Origin of the sequence: Amycolatopsis sp. WAC 04169, from assembly GCF_003947535.1 — a bacterium.
Lineage (GTDB): Bacteria > Actinomycetota > Actinomycetes > Mycobacteriales > Pseudonocardiaceae > Amycolatopsis > Amycolatopsis keratiniphila.
In genome coordinates this window covers 171,993-188,319 of the sequence record NZ_QHJI01000003.1, presented here as the reverse complement: position 1 = coordinate 188,319, position 16,327 = coordinate 171,993, and the positions used below count along the sequence as shown (strand labels likewise).

Annotated in this window: 15 protein-coding genes; 11 read left to right on the top strand and 4 right to left on the bottom strand. The window is 70.6% G+C overall.

The genetic code is table 11. The annotated features are described in order from the left end of the window. Positions 1-3 precede the first annotated feature (3 nt). On the bottom strand, positions 4-870 hold the full coding sequence (locus DMC61_RS09045; protein WP_125688393.1) for a ParA family protein: 867 nt from the start codon (positions 868-870) through the stop codon (positions 4-6). Positions 871-979: 109 nt separating this feature from the next. On the opposite strand from DMC61_RS09045, the gene DMC61_RS09040 reads away from it, so the two are divergent. The 3 genes from DMC61_RS09040 (at position 980) to DMC61_RS09030 (ending at position 3,619) form a co-directional block, all read left to right on the top strand. Continuing rightward, positions 980-1,714, top strand: a complete 735-nt coding sequence (locus DMC61_RS09040; RefSeq protein ID WP_125688391.1) for a methyltransferase domain-containing protein — start codon at positions 980-982, stop codon at positions 1,712-1,714. 73 nt (positions 1,715-1,787) lie between these two features. Next, positions 1,788-3,005, top strand: a complete 1,218-nt coding sequence (dinB, locus tag DMC61_RS09035; protein WP_125688463.1) for a DNA polymerase IV — start codon at positions 1,788-1,790, stop codon at positions 3,003-3,005. 197 nt (positions 3,006-3,202) lie between these two features. Continuing rightward, positions 3,203-3,619 carry a DUF3040 domain-containing protein gene (locus tag DMC61_RS09030; RefSeq protein WP_016332659.1) on the top strand — a complete coding sequence of 139 codons (417 nt, stop codon included), beginning with the start codon at positions 3,203-3,205 and terminating at the stop codon, positions 3,617-3,619. Between the two features lie 142 nt (positions 3,620-3,761). Here the strand turns inward: DMC61_RS09030 and DMC61_RS09025 are convergent, their stop codons facing one another. The 3 genes from DMC61_RS09025 to DMC61_RS09015 are packed head-to-tail and all read right to left on the bottom strand — an operon-like array spanning position 3,762 to position 8,638. Beyond that, a complete protein-coding gene (locus DMC61_RS09025) occupies positions 3,762-6,272 on the bottom strand; it encodes a DUF3488 and transglutaminase-like domain-containing protein (RefSeq protein ID WP_125688389.1) in 2,511 nt (836 codons plus the stop codon). Then, positions 6,269-7,543 (bottom strand): DUF58 domain-containing protein, encoded by a 1,275-nt coding sequence (locus tag DMC61_RS09020; protein WP_125688387.1) that lies wholly within the window; start codon positions 7,541-7,543, stop codon positions 6,269-6,271. Before DMC61_RS09020 ends, DMC61_RS09025 begins: the two co-directional genes overlap by 4 nt. An 18-nt stretch (positions 7,544-7,561) precedes the next feature. Continuing rightward, a complete protein-coding gene (locus tag DMC61_RS09015) occupies positions 7,562-8,638 on the bottom strand; it encodes a MoxR family ATPase (protein WP_016332662.1) in 1,077 nt (358 codons plus the stop codon). Between the two features lie 285 nt (positions 8,639-8,923). Between DMC61_RS09015 and DMC61_RS09010 the strand changes: the two genes are divergently transcribed. The 8 genes from DMC61_RS09010 to DMC61_RS08975 all read left to right on the top strand — a co-directional run bounded on the left by DMC61_RS09010 (position 8,924) and on the right by DMC61_RS08975 (position 15,911). Further along, positions 8,924-9,277, top strand: coding sequence for a hypothetical protein (locus tag DMC61_RS09010; protein WP_125688385.1), 354 nt, complete (start codon positions 8,924-8,926; stop codon positions 9,275-9,277). Positions 9,278-9,281: 4 nt separating this feature from the next. Further along, on the top strand, positions 9,282-9,815 hold the full coding sequence (locus DMC61_RS09005) for a DUF3558 family protein (RefSeq protein ID WP_370456394.1): 534 nt from the start codon (positions 9,282-9,284) through the stop codon (positions 9,813-9,815). Between the two features lie 8 nt (positions 9,816-9,823). Continuing rightward, positions 9,824-10,402, top strand: coding sequence for a PPE domain-containing protein (locus tag DMC61_RS09000; RefSeq protein ID WP_125688383.1), 579 nt, complete (start codon positions 9,824-9,826; stop codon positions 10,400-10,402). Next, positions 10,399-11,151, top strand: a complete 753-nt coding sequence (locus DMC61_RS08995; protein WP_125688381.1) for an ESX secretion-associated protein EspG — start codon at positions 10,399-10,401, stop codon at positions 11,149-11,151. The genes DMC61_RS09000 and DMC61_RS08995 overlap by 4 nt, the downstream gene beginning before the upstream one ends. Before the next feature lie 532 nt (positions 11,152-11,683). Next, positions 11,684-12,115: a division/cell wall cluster transcriptional repressor MraZ gene (gene mraZ / locus DMC61_RS08990; protein ID WP_005156436.1), complete on the top strand. Its 432-nt coding sequence runs from the start codon at positions 11,684-11,686 to the stop codon at positions 12,113-12,115. Positions 12,116-12,319: 204 nt separating this feature from the next. Next, positions 12,320-13,279, top strand: coding sequence for a 16S rRNA (cytosine(1402)-N(4))-methyltransferase RsmH (gene rsmH, locus DMC61_RS08985; protein ID WP_125688379.1), 960 nt, complete (start codon positions 12,320-12,322; stop codon positions 13,277-13,279). After that, positions 13,276-13,983 (top strand): hypothetical protein, encoded by a 708-nt coding sequence (locus DMC61_RS08980; RefSeq protein WP_125688378.1) that lies wholly within the window; start codon positions 13,276-13,278, stop codon positions 13,981-13,983. The genes rsmH and DMC61_RS08980 overlap by 4 nt, the downstream gene beginning before the upstream one ends. Continuing rightward, on the top strand, positions 13,983-15,911 hold the full coding sequence (locus DMC61_RS08975; RefSeq protein WP_125688376.1) for a penicillin-binding protein 2: 1,929 nt from the start codon (positions 13,983-13,985) through the stop codon (positions 15,909-15,911). The genes DMC61_RS08980 and DMC61_RS08975 overlap by 1 nt, the downstream gene beginning before the upstream one ends. The last annotated feature ends 416 nt before the right edge of the window (positions 15,912-16,327 follow it).

The following is a 16,327-nucleotide window of genomic DNA, read 5'->3' as shown; positions in this document are numbered from 1 at the left end:
CGCCTATCCCGTGCCGGTGTCGCTCAGCTTGGCGGGCGCCTCGGTGGTCTCGGGCTCTTCTTCGCCGCGGACGCGATGCCGCCCGGCCCGGCTCGACCGCAGGACCTTCGCGAGCACCATGTTGAAGGTGAGCGCGATCTCCTGCGCGCCGGGGGAGTGCCATTCGTGGATCGGGCTGCACGCGCCCTGCGCCTGCTGCACGGCGAGCCGGTCCGGGATGGCCGTCGGCATCACCAGCGGGCCGAAGTTCTCCCGCAGCTCGGCCACCCGGAACTGGTGCTCGTAGGAGCGCACGCGGAGCTTGTTGACCACGACGCCGATCGGCCGCAGCCCCGGGTTCTGCTCCTCGCGGATCTTCTCGATCGCGTCGAGCGCGCGGCGGGCGCCGGAGACGGCGTACATCGTGGGCTCGGTGACGATCAGGGCGCTGTCCGCGGCCACCAGCGCGGAGCGGGTCAGCCTGCCCAGCGACGGCGGGCAGTCGAGGATCACCAGTTCGTAGGGTTCCTCGCGCAGCGGGTTCGTGTGCAGCTCGTCGAGCGCCCGGGAGAGGTTCTCCAGGCGACGGCTGTCGGCGTCGGGCTCGTTGAGCATCTCCAGCTCTTCGGCGCCGACGAGGACGTCGATCTGGTCGCTCCACACGCTGGGCGCGATCGCGCGTTCGAGCACCGAACGCGCCGGCGTCTCGAGGACGTCGGCCAGCGTGCGATCGGTGAAGGGCGGGTCCAGCGAGGTGGTGGCGTTGCCTTGCGGGTCGAGGTCGGCCACGAGGGTCCGGGCGCCCCTACGCAGCGCGGCGGACGCGACACCGAGGGCGACCGTCGTTTTACCGACGCCACCCTTCAGGCTGAGAACAGCGACCGTGTGCACTCGATACAGCCTACGGGCAGTCGGCGGGGCAGCCCCGTGGCAAGGTGTCGAACACCGCATCGGACTACACCCGACGGGCCGGCGAAGGCGGGCATTACCCTGTGCGTTTATGAAGACGGACACCGTGGCCACGCGGGGATCGGGGGCGGTTCGCCGGGTTCTCGAAGCAGAACTCCGGGCCGCACGGGCGCGAGGCGCACAACAGCCGCACGTCGTCGACGTCGGCGGCGGCAGCGGCGGCTGGGCGGTGCCGCTGGCCTCGGCGGGCTGCCTGGTGACCGTGGTCGAACCGAATCCCAACGCGCTGGCGACCCTGCGCCGCCGCGCCGAGGAGGAGGGCGTCTCCGGCAGCATCACGGTGATCGCCGACGACTCCGACGCGCTCGGCGCCCACGTCGCCGCCGGATCGGCCGACCTCGTCCTCGCGCACGGCCTGCTGGAAGTCGTCGACGACCCGGCGCTCGTGCTCGCCGCGCTGGCCACCGCGGTCAAACCCGGCGGCGCGGTCTCGGTGCTGGTGGCGAACCGGAACGCCGCGATCCTGCAGCGTGCGCTGGCCGGACGCCTCGGCGAGGCGCGGGAGCTGCTCGCGGCCGAAAGCGGCGTGCTCGGCGGTGGCCGGGAGACCGTGCTGCGGCGCTTCGACGCCGAGGCCCTGCGCGCCCAGCTGATCGAGGTGGGCCTCGAGGTGACCTTGCTGCAGGGCGACGGCGTCGTCGCCGACTTCGTGCCCGGCGGGGTGCGGGAAGACGACCTGGCCGAGTTCGAGCTGGCGGCGGCGTCGGTCCCGCCGTTGCGGGACATCTCAAGCCGGCTGCACCTGCTGGCCCACCGGCCCGCCTGACCGCGCGGCCGGAATTGTCGGTGGGCCGGGCTAGCGTCTGCCCGTGGGACGAAACGCCGAACTGCCCGGAGGGATGGCCCGCTACCGCGTGACGACCGGGGCCACCACCTGGCCCGACGACACCGGCTGCGGCCTGCTGCACGTCGACATGGACGCCTTCTTCGTGTCCTGTGAGCTGCGCACCCGCCCGGAGCTTGCGGGCAAGCCGGTGGTCGTCTCCGGTGGCGGCCCGAGGTCGGTCGTCGCGGCCGCGAGCTACGCGGCGCGCGAGTTCGGCGTCCGGTCGGCCATGCCGTTCTCGACGGCGAAACGGCTCTGCCCGCAGCTGATCTGCATCACCCCGACGCCGGGGCTCTACGGCGAGGTGTCCCAGGGCGTCATGGGGATCTTCCGCGAGCTGACGCCACTGGTGGAGCCGCTGAGCCTGGACGAGGCCTTCCTGGACGTCAGCGGGGCGCTCAAACGGCTGGACTCCTCGCCCGCACGGCTCGGGGCCCGGATCCGGGAGCGGGTGTTCGCCGACTTCGGCATCAGCTGCTCGGTCGGCGTCGCGAAGGTCAAGTTCGTCGCGAAGCTGGCGTCCGGGATGGCGAAACCGGACGGCATGGTCGTCGTCCCGGCGGCCGAGACACTCGCGTTCCTGCACCCGCTGCCCGTCTCGGCGCTGTGGGGCGTCGGCAAGCGCACCGAGGAGCACCTGCGGCAACAGGGGCTCCACACCATCGCCGACGTCGCCGCCGCTCCACTGGCGAGGCTGAGGCGGTCGCTCGGGCGGGCGCTGGGGGAGCACCTGTACGCGCTCGCGAACGGGCACGACGACCGCAAGGTCGTCCCGGAGTCACCGGACAAGTCGATAGGCGCCGAAGTGACCTTCGACGTCGACCTCCACGACCGCGCGGCGCTCGGGCTGGAGCTGCTCCGGCTGTCGGAGCGCGTTGCCGCCACCCTGCGCCGACGGGGCCTTCGCGGGCGGACGGTGTCGATCAAGGTCCGGTTCGCGGACTTCAAGACCATCACCCGCGCGAGGACAACCGCCGTAGGAGTGGACGTGGCCCGCGACATCCACCGCACGGCCGTCGAACTCCTCGCCGAGCACGCGCCGACGGGCGCAGTCCGCCTGATCGGCGTAAGAGTCGAAGGGTTGGACACGGAGAGTAGTGGAGAACAACTGCTTTTCGCATCTTCCGAACCCCGTTGGCGGGATGCGGAAGTCGCCGCCGACGTCGCGCGGTCGAAGTTCGGTGCCGCCGCGGTGCGGCCCGCGTCACTGCTGACCCCTCGTGACCAGTGACATCGCCCGCTCGGTCGTCTTCGAGAGAGCCGAGTCGGGTGGTTTCGGCCAATTCGATCCCTTCTGGATACGGGATCGGGTAGTCGGACGAGCGCGGGGCTCGTATCCTGGACAGAGACACCCCGCCTGGGGTTGTCTGTTGGGTCCATGACGTTGCGCGGCCCGGCGCCCGCGACAGCTGTGCCGGAGGAGGAAAGATGCCACTCTCCGAGCATGAGCAGCGGCTGCTCGATCAGATCGAGCGCGAGCTCTATGCCGAGGACCCCAAGTTCGCATCCACGGTGCGAGGCACCCGGTTGCGCCGCCCCGCCCGCCGACGGCGTTTGCAGGGCATCGCCCTGTTCGTAGTGGGCGTCGCACTGTTGGTGCTCGGCGTGGTGGTCAACATCCGGGTGGCCGAGATCCCAGTGATCAGCGTGCTCGGGTTCCTCGTGATGTTCTTCGGAGTCATGATGGCCGTCACATCGATTCGGCAAGGAGCCGAAGCGGAGGGCGGTAAGGACAGCGGTGGCCCGGGGGCCGGCGGGGGTGGCGGCGGCAAGTCGTCCACGCGCCGGAGCTCGTTCACCCAGCGCATGGAAGAGCGCTTCCGCCAGCGCTTCGAGGAGCAATAGCTCTCACACACGCGAACATGCCGGCAGGGCGACGCCCTGCCGGCATGTTCGCGTTGTCCTGCCCCGGCAGGTGCTCTAGCGCGTGAAGGCCCCCTTCCCTCGGCTCAGCCGAGGGAAGGAGGCCTTCACGCGCACACGAGCGCTACTTGTCCCGACGCCGCAGCGACCGCGGGAACAGGCGGCCCTTCCACGACATCGGCGCGTTCCGCTTCAGGCTCTTGCGGACCTCGTCGAAGGCCGGGCCCAGCGTCGGATCGTCCGCGGGCTTGTCCGAGTACCAGGACCGCTCCACGACACCGATGACCGTCCGCAGGCCGGAACGGCCCTCCTCGTCCAGCCGGTGCTTCTCGACGACCTTCCGGCCGGCCACGCGCACCGTGTCGCCGCCGGACAGCGGCAGGCCGCGGTCCGCGCACTCGTCCATCAGCTCACGCCACGCCGCGTCGGCCGCGGCGGGGGAGCGGGACGCGATCTTCTGCAGCCTCAGCCGTCGCTTGATCTCCCGGATCGCCGTCGGCGTGCCGAGCCCGCCGAGGACGACCACCAGCGCCAGCGCGAACCACCACGACACCCACGCCGCGAGGAACGCGAACGCCGCCACCCACAGGGCGATCGCGATCAGCGGCAGCCAGTTCGTCACGTTCTGGTTGTCCAGGAACCCGTGTTCCGGTGCGGGCGAATCCGGGGAAGAGGACGACCGCATGAGCGCCCGGTATCTCAACCGCGACCGCACGATCGCGACCACGGTCAGCGCGGCCGCCAGCCCGCCGAGGATCCCGGCGAGGATCGCGGGCCACAGCGGCTCTTCCTCCTGCTGGCCGGTGCCGCCGTCGGCACCGAGGTCCTCGCCCTGGTCGCGGGGGGTACCGGTGGCGGGGGCGCTCGACGCGGGCGCGCTCGGCACCTCCTGGGTGTCGTTGGTCGTGGAGCTGCCCGCGTCGTTCTGCAGGTACGGCGGGACGACCGCGCGGCCGTCGACCAGCGGGGTCGGGTCGAAGCTGACCCAGCCCTTCGTCTGGAAGTAGACCTCGACCCACGCGTGCGCGTCTTCGGAGCTGATCGAGACGTGATCGCCCTTCGGCGTCCCGGAGGTGAAGCCGATGGCGACCCGCGACGGGATGCCGACCGACCGCAGCATCACGGCCATCGCGGACGCGAACTGCTCGCAGAACCCGCGTTTGCCCTTGAGGATGAAGTCGGCGAGCGCGTCGGAGTCGGTGGCGTCGGCGGTCTTGGTGTCGTAGACGAAGCCGTGCTGCGCGGTGAAGAACGACCAGAGCGCCTGCGCCTTGTCGAAGTTGTTGGACTCGTTCTCCGTCAGCTGCTTGGCCTTCGCGACCACGCGGGGATCGACGCGGTCGACCTGGGTGAACTGCGGCGGCACCTCGGCCAGACGGGCGTCGTCGAGGCGGAGTTCGTCCTTCGACGGTTCCTTGATGGACGCGGTCTCGGTGTAGGCGGGTGCGTTCTGCTTCGTCGTGGTGAACACGGCACCGCCGACCGGGTCGTACAGCCAGTTGTCGGCCAGCCCGGTGAGCGCCCTCGGCGCGCCGTAGATCGGCAGCCAGTTGTCGACCCAGTTCGTCGGCTCGATCCGGATCTCGCGTCCGGGCCCGGCGCCGTCGTCACCGGGAGCGGGCGGAAGCCCCTTGTTGGCCTGCACCCCCTGCTGGGCGCGGCCGTTCTGCGCCAGCCCCCAGCCCTTGTTCGGGGTGTAGGTGTCCAGGGTGAACGCGCGCAACAGCCGCTTGTCCGCGCCCAGCCCGTAGACCTTGAACAGCTCCACGTTCTCGCCCTGGTCGAGCAGGCCACGCAGCTGGGTGAACGGCTCGACGCCGAAGCCGCCCGCGCCACCGCGGCCCGAACCCTGGCCGCCGGGAAGGCTGCCGACGGTGCCGACACCGGTGACGGCGGTGCCGATCACCAGGCCCATCGCGATCGCGGCGGCCACCACGCCGACGGGGGCCGACAGCGTGCTCGCCGAGTTGCCCAGCCCGGGCGCGTCCCGGTTGCGCCAGCGGCGATGAGGGTGGTTGCCGTCGACGGCGAGCAGCCCGGCGAACGCGGCCGCGCCGAGCAGGAACGTCCACCACGGCAGCATGTCCTCGGCCAGCGCGGCCGGGACGGCGTACACGCACAGCAGGACCAGTCCGGTCGCGGCGGGCGCGGCGGCGGCCACGGCCAGCGTGTCGACCAGCACCGCGACCAGGCCGATCGCGATGGTGATCAGGCAGAGGATCGGCGGGGTGCCCTCGACCGGGGGCAGGCCGACGCGGATCTGCTCGGCCGCCGCGGCGAGGACACCGCGCAGTTCTTCGAGCGCGTCCGGGCCGGGGAAGATCTTCAGGAACCCGCTGGTGGTGAACGCCCCGGTGATCAGGAACAGCAGCACCAGCAGCTGCGCCAGCCCGACGACGATGGTCGGCGCGCGCAGCGACCGCAGGGCCAGCCCGGTCGAGGCGATCAGCACGACGGCGACCAGCAGATAGCCGAACCACGCCCAGCCGGAGACCACGCCGGTGAGCGAGGTCGAAGCGAACAACGTCGCGAGCCCGGCGGCGACCGGCGCGAGCACGCTGCTCGTCCAGACGGGCGGCGGGGCGGCGGGACGCGGTTTGGGGGTGTGCGGCAGGGGCGGCGCGGTCGCGGTCACAGGCCGCCTCCGATCAGCGTGCCCCGGCGGGTGGCCGTCTGGCAGAGCTCGGCCCAGACCTGCGGCATGGGCGAACCGGGACCGGCGACGACGACGCCCCAGCCCGCGGCTCGCAGCAGCGCCACCGATTCCTCGGTGGCGGCGGCCCGGTTCTCGGGACGGTTGACGCCGGACGACCAGCCGGGGGTGTCGAGCAGCACGGCGAGGCTCCGGATCCCGCGGGGGCGGTACCGGGACAGCTCGTGCACGGATTCGTTGCTGACGGTGCCGAGCACCGCGATGAGTTCCTGTCCCTCGGCCGGGTCGTGGCCGAGGGTGATGTCGCGCTGGTGCGCGGGCTGGAGCGCGGCGAGGCCGTCGAGCACGACGTTGTCGTAGTGCTCGCCACCCTCGCCGGGGGTGTCGGCCAGGGTCTGGCCGTGTTCGGTGATCAGGCGGACCCGGTGCCCGGAGCGGCGCAGGTGCAGCGCCACGGAAGCGGCGAACGAGACGGCCCATTCGAGGCTCGCCGCGGGGCCGGTGCCGTGATGCGCCGCCGCGCGGTGGTCCAGCAGCACCGTGGTGCCGCCGCGCCACGGCCGCTCCTCGACGCGGACCATGATCTCGTCGCGGCGGGCGGTCGAGCGCCAGTGGACCTTCCGCAGGTCGTCGCCCTGGCGGTACTGCCGGACGATCACGTCCGACTCGCCCTGCCCGGCGTGCAGTCGGATGCTGCCGTCGTCGCCCGCGCCGATCCCGGCGCCGCTGGGCAGGCCCCAGAGGCCCGCCACCTTCGGCACGACGACCAGCCGGGAATGCCCGATCAGCTCACGTTCGAACTCGCACAGCCCGAACGGGTCGGTGATCGTCGCCCGCAGCGGGCCGACCTGCTGGATCCCGCGCAGCACCGGCTGCAGCGGATACCGCAGCGCGACGCGGCGGTCGTGGGGGAGACGTTCGACGACGAACCGCGGCCGCGAGCCGAGCGCGTAGGGCACGCCGTCTTCGAGTAGCACCTCGCCTGCCGGGAGCCTGCCGTTGCGCCAGAGTTCGAGCTGGACCTCGCCCGGCGAGCCGACCGAGACCCGTTCGGGGCGGAGCGAGCGGGCCGCGCCCAGCCGCAGCCGGGTCGCCGAGATGAAGAAGGCGACCAGCAGCGGCAGGGCGATCACGAACACCGCGACCCGCAGCAGATCCCGTTCGTTGAGCACGAACGAGCACGCCGCCGCGGCGACGCCGGCGGCGAGGAGGCAGCGGCCGCGTGTGGTCAGGCCGGACAGAGCACGCAGCATGGCGCTATTCCTCGTGTGTCAGCGGTTCGAGCCCTGCGGAACGGGAACGCGGTGCAGGATCGCGCGGACCACGTCGGTGGCCGACCGGCGGGCGGCGTGCGCCTCGGTGGTGAGCACCATGCGGTGGGCCAGCACCGGGACCGCGACCGTGTGCAGGTCGTCCGGGACGACGAACTCGCGGCCGGACAGCGCGGCCTGCGCGCGGGCGGCGCGGACGAGTTGCAGGGTCGCGCGCGGCGAGGCGCCGAGGCGGATCTCCGGCATCTGGCGGGTCGCGGCCACCAGGTCGACGGCGTACCGGCGGATCTCCGGCGACATGTGCACCGAGCGCACCGTCTCGATCAGCCGCTGCACCGACTCGCGGTCGGAGACGGGTTCGAGATCGGCCAGCGGGTTGTGCCCGGCGTGTTCGTCGACCATGGCCAGCTCGGCCTGCTGGTCGGGGTAGCCGATGGACACCCGCGCGGTGAACCGGTCCCGCTGGGCCTCGGGCAGCGCGTAGGTGCCCTCCATCTCGATGGGGTTCTGGGTGGCGATCACCATGAACGGCTCTTCGAGGTGGTACGTCGAGGTGTCGACGGTGACCTGGTGCTCTTCCATGCATTCGAGCAGGGCCGACTGCGTCTTCGGCGAGGCGCGGTTGATCTCGTCGCCGACCACGATGTTCGCGAACACCGGGCCGGGGCGGAATTCGAACTCGCCGCTCTGCCGGTTGTAGATGGACACCCCGGTGACGTCGCTGGGCAACAGGTCGGGGGTGAACTGGATCCGGCTGACGGTGCAGTCGATCGAGCGGGCCAGCGCCTTCGCCAGCGAGGTCTTGCCGACCCCGGGGACGTCTTCGACGAGGAGGTGGCCTTCGGCGAGCAGGGTCACGAGCGCGATGCGGATGACGTCGGGTTTGCCGACCAGTACCCGCTCCACGTTGGCGGCGATCCGCCGCGCGGTCTCGTGCAGTTCGTCCAGCGACGCTCTGGCCTCTCGGCCGTTCTGCCGACCGCTGACCGAGCCGGCGTCCGTGGGGTACGGCGCTTGCCCGGTTGCCTGCTCGCCCTGGTGTTCGCCAGGCGTCGCAGACTGGATTCTCGACGTCACTCGACCTCCTGATGCCGCGTGGCTGGATGTCCGCTGGATCCTGCTGAAGGTCAGCTTTCAAGGCCCGAGCAGTCCCCCGGGTAGCGGTCAGCCTCCCACGAAGTGTGTCAAACTCGGGCGAACTCGTGGGGGGAACCCCGCCAACCCCAGTCGATGACTCTGTGCAACCAGAGACCTTACCTCGATCGGGTGAGGTGAGCGCGTTTTCGGGTGCTCCCGCTGACGCCTTGTTTTGTCGTATGCTCCGGTGCGAGGTCGCTCGACTACGGAGAGGCGTAATCGCATATGAGCGAGGTGAGCACCGCCAAACCCCGGTTCGATCTGAGCGGGTTCGCGGTCGCGGCGGCGCTGGCCGCCGACGCCCACGTGAAGATCTCCGCCCTGCAGGACGTGGTCGGCCAGATGGTCCGCGAGGCCAAGGTACTCGGCCGCACGGTTCCCCTCGGCGGGGGATACGCGGACGAGGTCGGCAAGTTCATGGCGCAGTACGGGATCGGCGCCGAAGGCTCCGCGGTCGAGGCGCTCACCGCGTTCGGCAAGGAACTCGAGGCGCTCAAGAACCGGATCGAGAAGGCGCTGGCGAAGTACACCCGACAGGATGAACAAGCGGCGGCGGACGTGGACTGTGTCGGCGGCTGACCCGGTGAAATCCCGCCTTGTCGCGCTCGGTCTCCTCGGCGTCCTCGCGGTGTCCGCCTGCGGGCAAGGAGCCGCCGGGCAGGCGCGGATTCCGGCCGCCGACGGCCCGGCTCCCGCGCCTTCGTCTTCGGCGGCCGCGCCGGATCGCGGCGTGGATCCATGCTCGCTGCTCGACCCGAACGACCGGTCGACCGCGGGGATCACCGTGCTCGGCGTGGCGAAGGAGATCAACGGCGCCCGCGCCTGCGACTGGACGGTGCCCGCGACCTTCGGCGTCACCATCACCGTGGACGAGAAGAACGGCTTGGCCGATCTCGAGGTCGCGCGCAAGACCGCCACCAGGACCAAGGTCGGCGGCCGGGACGCGCTCAAGGTCGCCGACAAGAAGGCCGCCGACGGGACCTGCGCGGTCCTGCTCGGCATGGGGGAGAAGGCGAGCGTCCAGATCGACGTGAGCAACACGAACTTCACCGACACCCCGCTCGCCTGCGAGCGCGCGGTGACGGTGGCGGGATTGGCCGAACCCAAACTGCCTTAGGAGAAACAGTGCCTGAAGGAGAGACGCCGGGTCGCGAGGTCCCGGTCGCGGCCACGCGATACGAGGCGTACAGCCACGAAGCGCTGGCAGCCGAGGTCGAAGCGGGCAACGACCCCGAGGCCGCGGGCGGTATCGGCGCCGGCTGGGACGCGCTCGCGCGGCGCATGCAGGACGCGACGGCCGAACTGGCCGGGCTGGTCGGCAGCAGCGAAGAGAACTGGCGCGGGGAAGCGGGCGACGCGCTCCGCGGGGTGCTGACCACCGCGTCCGGCTGGCTGGCCTGGTCAGCCGACCTCTCGTCCTCCCTTGGGAAGGCCGTGTCCGGGCAAGCCGAGGCGGCGGCGCGGGCCCGTGCCGACATGCCGCCGCCGGTGGACTACGACCCGGGCGCGATGATCCGCGGCGCCGCGGCGGGCGGGAACCTCGCGCTCCTCGCCGCGCTCGCCGACGAGATGGAGGCCAAGCACGCGGAAGCCGAAGAGGCCCGCCGCAAGGCCGTCGACGTCATGAACACCCGCGATGCCTCCCTGCGTTCGCTGACCCCGCGGGTCTCCTTCGGGAAGCCGCCCGAGCTGGGGCGGTCTTGATCCGCGTTTCCGCGTCGGCGTTCGACGTCCTCTGGTCCGATCTGGGACACGCGGCCCCGCCGTGGCCGCTGTCCGTGCGCAGCGTCGGCGTCACGGAAGCGGAACGCGCCGAGATCCGCGACGCGGTCTACGAAAACCTCGCCGAACGAGGCCTTTATGACGGGGACCGGCTCGACGCCGCCCTGGAAGCACGGCTGGACCTGCTCGCGCGAGCCGAGGTCTACGTCGAATGCGAGGCGCTGGCCGACATGACGGCTCAATCCCCGTTCCGCGCGGTCGCGGCCGCGCGGGGGCGGCACGGTGTGCTGGCCACACAGCCCGAGCAGACCATCGCGCTCTCCGGGATCGGCGACGGCGAGGTGTTCGCCGCGATCGTCGACGTCCTGCCGGAACTGCGGCCCGGTCCCGGTTACGGCATCAGCCTGCCCGCGGCGCGGTTCGGCGACGCCCTGGAGGATCCGGTGTTCGGCGACGGCGGGCGATCGTCGGCTTCGGACAGTCAGCTGCGCGAGGTGCTCGCGATCCAGGCGCGGCCGGTCTACAGCGCGGGCCAGTTCACCGTGCGGACCCGCGACCGCGACGGCCGGGCGCACCGGGCAGGCGGGCTGACCTGGTTCGACACCGACGTCGGCGCGTACTGCGCGGCGCGGACCGAGGGGCGCGGCGGGCAGGCGTGGGTGAACGTGTCCCCTGTGGACGGTCCCCGGCTGGCCGCGCGGCTGGCTTCGCTGCTGGACCCGGACCGCTAGGTGCCGGTGAGCGCCGGCGTCGTGAGTGGCGATTCGTGTTCTAACCCGAAACGCCACTCACGAGGACGGCACTTGTGATCAGACGGACGACACTCGTGTCTGGGCGGACGGCACCGGTCGTCCTCGTCACCCACGAGGGACGGGAGTCCTTTGTCGACACGGGTCATGGGATGACCCGACGTCACCCTCCACAGTGTCCTGAGTTCTCCCCACCCGCCCCCACCGGATTCCCCACTTTCACCCCCACATCGCCCCACAGCAGGGTTCCGGCGGCCGATATCCGGACGTGTCAGGCATGGATGAGGTTGCTTCGATACCCGCCCAGGGGGATCTTGGCCACCGTCCCCCACCGAGCCCCCACCAGGCCCCACCTGGCTGACCAGCGAAAACGCCTGACACGACGGAGTGGTCGCGGCTTTTGCCGCGTTGACTGTGGTGAAAAGTGGGGTACGGTGGTGCGCAGTGGGGCAGAAGGGAGCCCCGTGGCCGGGCTTGGTTGTTCGCAGCCAGGATCGGTAGGGAGGTGGAGCCGGTGTTCCTCGGCACCCACACCCCGAAACTGGATGACAAGGGGCGGCTCACGCTGCCCGCGAAGTTCCGCGACGCGCTCGCCGGTGGGCTGATGGTCACCAAGGGACAGGACCACTGTCTCTTCGTCTTTCCCCGGGCCGAGTTCGAGCAGATGGCGAGGAAGGTCGCCGACGCCCCGTTCACGAACGAGGCGGTCCGGGCCTATCAGCGTTATCTCTTCGCCGGGACGGACGAACAACGCCCGGACGGGCAAGGACGTATCGCGATCGCGTCCGAGCTCCGGCGCTACGCCGGGCTGAACAAGGAGTGCGTGGTGATCGGGGCGATCACCAGGCTGGAGATCTGGGACGCCCAAGCGTGGCAGGGCTACCTGGACGAACACGAGGACAGCTACGCGAAGGCTCGAGAGGAAGTTCTGCCGGGCGTCTTCTAGACGTGGCCGAGGAAGCACCCACGCCGTCGGGGGGCGCGGGTTCACGCTTCGGGCACGCCGGGAACCGTCCACACGGATGCCGTGAGGCCTCTGTCCGCTCAGTGGCCCTGGTACACCTTCCCCGGTACCAGGTCAGCAGGCGGGCGGACAGGGACCTGACGGCATCCGGCATCTTCCCCGGCACTACAGGAAAGGGGGGAAGACATGGCAGACGAACACGAGCACGTCCCGGTGCTGCTGGAGCGCATCGTCGAACTGTTCGCGCCGGTCTTCTCCGACCGCGAGGCCGTGCTGGTCGACGCGACCGTCGGGCTCGGCGGTCATTCCGACGCGCTGCTCACCGCGTTCCCCTCGCTGCGCCTGGTCGCCCTCGACCGTGACCCCAACGCGCTGGAACTCTCCGCGAAACGGCTTGCGCGGCACGGTGATCGTGTCGACTTCGTGCACGCCGTCTACGACGAGATGCCGTCCGCGCTGGCGGGCCTCGGACTGTCCAGAGTGGACGGAATCCTGTTCGACCTCGGGGTCTCCTCGATGCAGCTCGACCGTGCCGAGCGCGGTTTCGCCTATTCCAAGGACTCCCCGCTCGACATGCGGATGGATCCGACCACCGGATTCACCGCGGCCGACGTGCTCAACACCTACGCCCCCGGTGAGCTGATCCGGATCCTGCGCGACTACGGCGAGGAACGCTTCGCCCAGCGGATCGTCAAAGCCGTTGTGGCGGAACGGGAGAAGGAACCCTTCACGCGCAGCGGGCGGCTGGTGGAACTGCTGTACGACGCGGTCCCCGCGGCGAGCAGGCGCACCGGCGGGCATCCGGCGAAGCGCACCTTCCAGGCGCTGCGGATCGAGGTCAACGGCGAACTGGAGGTGCTGCGGCGCGCGATGCCGAGGGCGCTGTCCTGTCTCGCCGTCGGCGGCCGCATCGTCGTGGAGTCCTATCAGTCCCTCGAAGACAGGCTGGTCAAGCAGGCCTTCGCGGAACTGGCGAAATCCCGGACGCCGGAAGGGCTTCCGGTGGAACTGCCGGGCCACGGCCCGGAACTGAAACTGCTCACCAGAGGGGCCGAGAAGGCCGGCGAGGCGGAGACCGAACAGAACACGCGGGCCGCCTCCGTGCGGCTACGGGCCGCCGAACGGATCGGAGACCGAGCACGATGACCGCTCCCGCGAAGTCCCGCGGCCGCCGGACACCGCCGCCCGGACGGCGTGCCCGTGCGACCGCCACGGCCGACCAGGCACCCGACACCACCGAGACCACGACGTCCCGCGCCTCCCGCGGCCGGACGTCGGCGGCCGAGCGTGCCTACGCCCGCCGTGCCCAGCGCGCCGACCTGCTGCAGCGAGACCAGCAGCGCAACCGTCCCGACGCGGAAGGCGGCGCGGGCAAGGAAGAGCCGAAGAAGAAGCTCAAGCTGCGCTGGCCGCGTTCGCGTGCGTCGTTCGTGCTGATGATGATGGGCATGCTGGCCGTCGGCGTGGCGTGCACGCTGTGGCTGACCACGCAGGCCATCGCCGATTCGTACCGGCTAGAACAACTCCGCACGACCAACGCCGGGCTCGCCGAGGCGAAGGAGCGGCTGCAGCGCGAGGTCGCGAAGGCCGAGTCGCCCGCTTCGCTGGCGCCCAAGGCCAGGGAACTGGGCATGGTGCCCGGCGGCGACCCCGCGCATATCGTGGTCGGCCCGGATGGACAGTCCACTGTGGTCGGTGAGCCGAAGAAGGCCGAAGCCGAGGCGCCCGCCGCCCCGGCCGAATCGACGGCGCCCCCGCCCGCCGAGGGCACGCAGCAGGGCACGCCGTACGAGGGCGACCAGCCCGCGGTGCCCCAGGAGAACACGGCCCCGGCGCAGGGAGGTCAGTGATGTCACCCGGCCGCCCGGCGCAGGCCAGGGCCCGGTCGGCGGGGAGCGCGCGGCGGACCTACGCCGCCGGGACCCGCCGTGCCACCGCCCGCCGGGGCAACGGCGGGAACCGGAGCCGGTTCACCGGCGTCCGGATCCTGCTGATCGTCGTGATGGTGCTCGCCGGCCTCAAACTGGTGCAGGTGCAGTGGTTCGAGGCCGGCGCGCTGTCCGAGGCGGCGGAACGGCAGCGGACGTCGGTGATCGAAAGTCCCGCGCAGCGCGGCTCCATCCTGGACCGCAACGGGACGAAGATCGCGTTCAGCGTCGAAGTGCGGACGCTCGCGGTGAGCCTGAACTGGCTCCACAAGACGATGGACGACTTCGCCGCGAAGAACCCGGCCAAGGGCAAGAACTTCGAGTCCGAGGTGGCGGGCGCGGCGAAACTGATCGCGGCCAAGCTGCCCGGGGTGATCACCGAGCAGGAACTGCTGGACAAGTTCCACAAGCCGGACGGCTTCACCTACCTCGTCCACGACATCGAACCGTCGGTCGCCGAGGCGATCGTCAAGGAATACCCGTGGATCAGCGTCGAGAAGCGCTCGAAGCGCGAGTATCCCGGTGACTCGGTCGGCGCGAACATCGTCGGCTACGCGAACTGGCGCACCGACGACAAGGACGTGTCCAAGCACAACCTGCACGGTGGCTACGGTCTCGAAGCCTCGCGGGACAACGACCTCGCCGGAACGCCGGGCCGCAAGATCGTCAACACCCGGAACGGCAACGACAACCTCGTCATCCCGGGTACCGAACGGGACATCCAGAACGCCGTCCCCGGTTCGGATCTGCAGCTCACGATCGACACCGACCTGCAGTACGAACTGCAGCGGCAGCTGAGCGAGTACGTCGCCAAGTCGAAGGCCAAGGGCGGCCAGGCGGTCATCCTGGACTCGAAGACCGGCGAGGTCTACGCGCTGGCCAACGACAAGACCGTCAACCTCAACGACCCCGCTTCGCGCAGCGAGACGGAGAACCTGAACAACCGTGCGGTGACCACGCCGTTCGAACCCGGCTCGGTGAACAAGATCGTCACCGCCGCGGGCGCGATCGACGCGGGTATCACCACGCCGGAGGCCTCCCTGCCGGTGCCGGGTTCGTTGCAGGTCGCGGACAAGATCGTCAAGGACGCCTGGCACCACGGCACCCAGCAGTTCACCACCACCGGCATCTTCGCGAAGTCGTCGAACGTCGGCACCCTGTTGCTGGCGCAGAAACTCGGCGAGGACCGGTACGCGGATCTGCTGAAGAAGTTCGGTCTCGGCCAGCGGACGGGGCTCGGCCTCCCCGGTGAGAGCCCGGGTGTCGTGCCGCCGCGCAACCAGTGGTCGGCCACGACCTTCGGAAACCTGCCGATCGGGCAAGGCCTTTCGATGACGGTCGTGCAGATGGCGGGGATGTACCAGGCCATCGCGAACGACGGGCTGCGGGTGGAACCCCGGGTGGTCAAGGCGAAGGTCAACCCGGACGGGACCCTCGTCCCGGAGCCGGCGCCGAAGACCGTGCAGGTCATCAGCCCGCAGGCGGCGAAGACCGTACGCGAGATGATGCGCGCGGTGACGCAGAAGGGCCGCGGGCAGCAGAGCGGCACCGGGCCGAAGGCGGCGCTGGAGGGCTACCAGATCTCGGGCAAGACGGGCACCGGCCAGCAGGTCGACCCGCAGACGAAGACGTACAGCAACCACCTGTACAACATCACCTTCGCCGGGATCCTGCCCGCCGACAACCCGCGTTTCGTGGTCGGCATCCGCCTCGACGCGCCGGACGCGACCCTGCAGCAAGGACTCTCGGCCGCGCCGCTGTTCCACTCGGTGGCCGCATACCTGGCGCAGCGGTTCCAGATCCCGCTGTCGGACGGTCCGTCGCCTCAGGTGCCGCTGGTGCTTTCCTGACGTAACACGCGTGTCTGGAGCCGGAACTCGCGTGATCGAAGGCGTAACTCGCGTGCTTGAAGGCGTAACTCGGTCATGCGCACGGAGACACGCGAGTTACGGCTTCAATCACGCCAGTTACGGCCCCGGGCACGTGAGTTCCGGCTCCGGGCACGCCGGTCGAGCGGCCTCGGTACCCGCGTTGCGAAAGCCACTTTCGCAACCTTGAACGTTGCGAAAGTGGCTTTCGCTTCATCGGGCACCGCGCCGGACCGTAGTCGTCGCTGTGCGTGAACGGGTCTGCGCGCCGGGCGCCGTCCGGAAATGCCGGTCCGGCGGGGTCCGAAGTCCTCAAGCGACAGTCGGAAGCCCTTGTGTGCCAAGGGGAGCCCGCGAAACCCATTACCACGAGCATGATCGCCGCGCTCACACCCCGC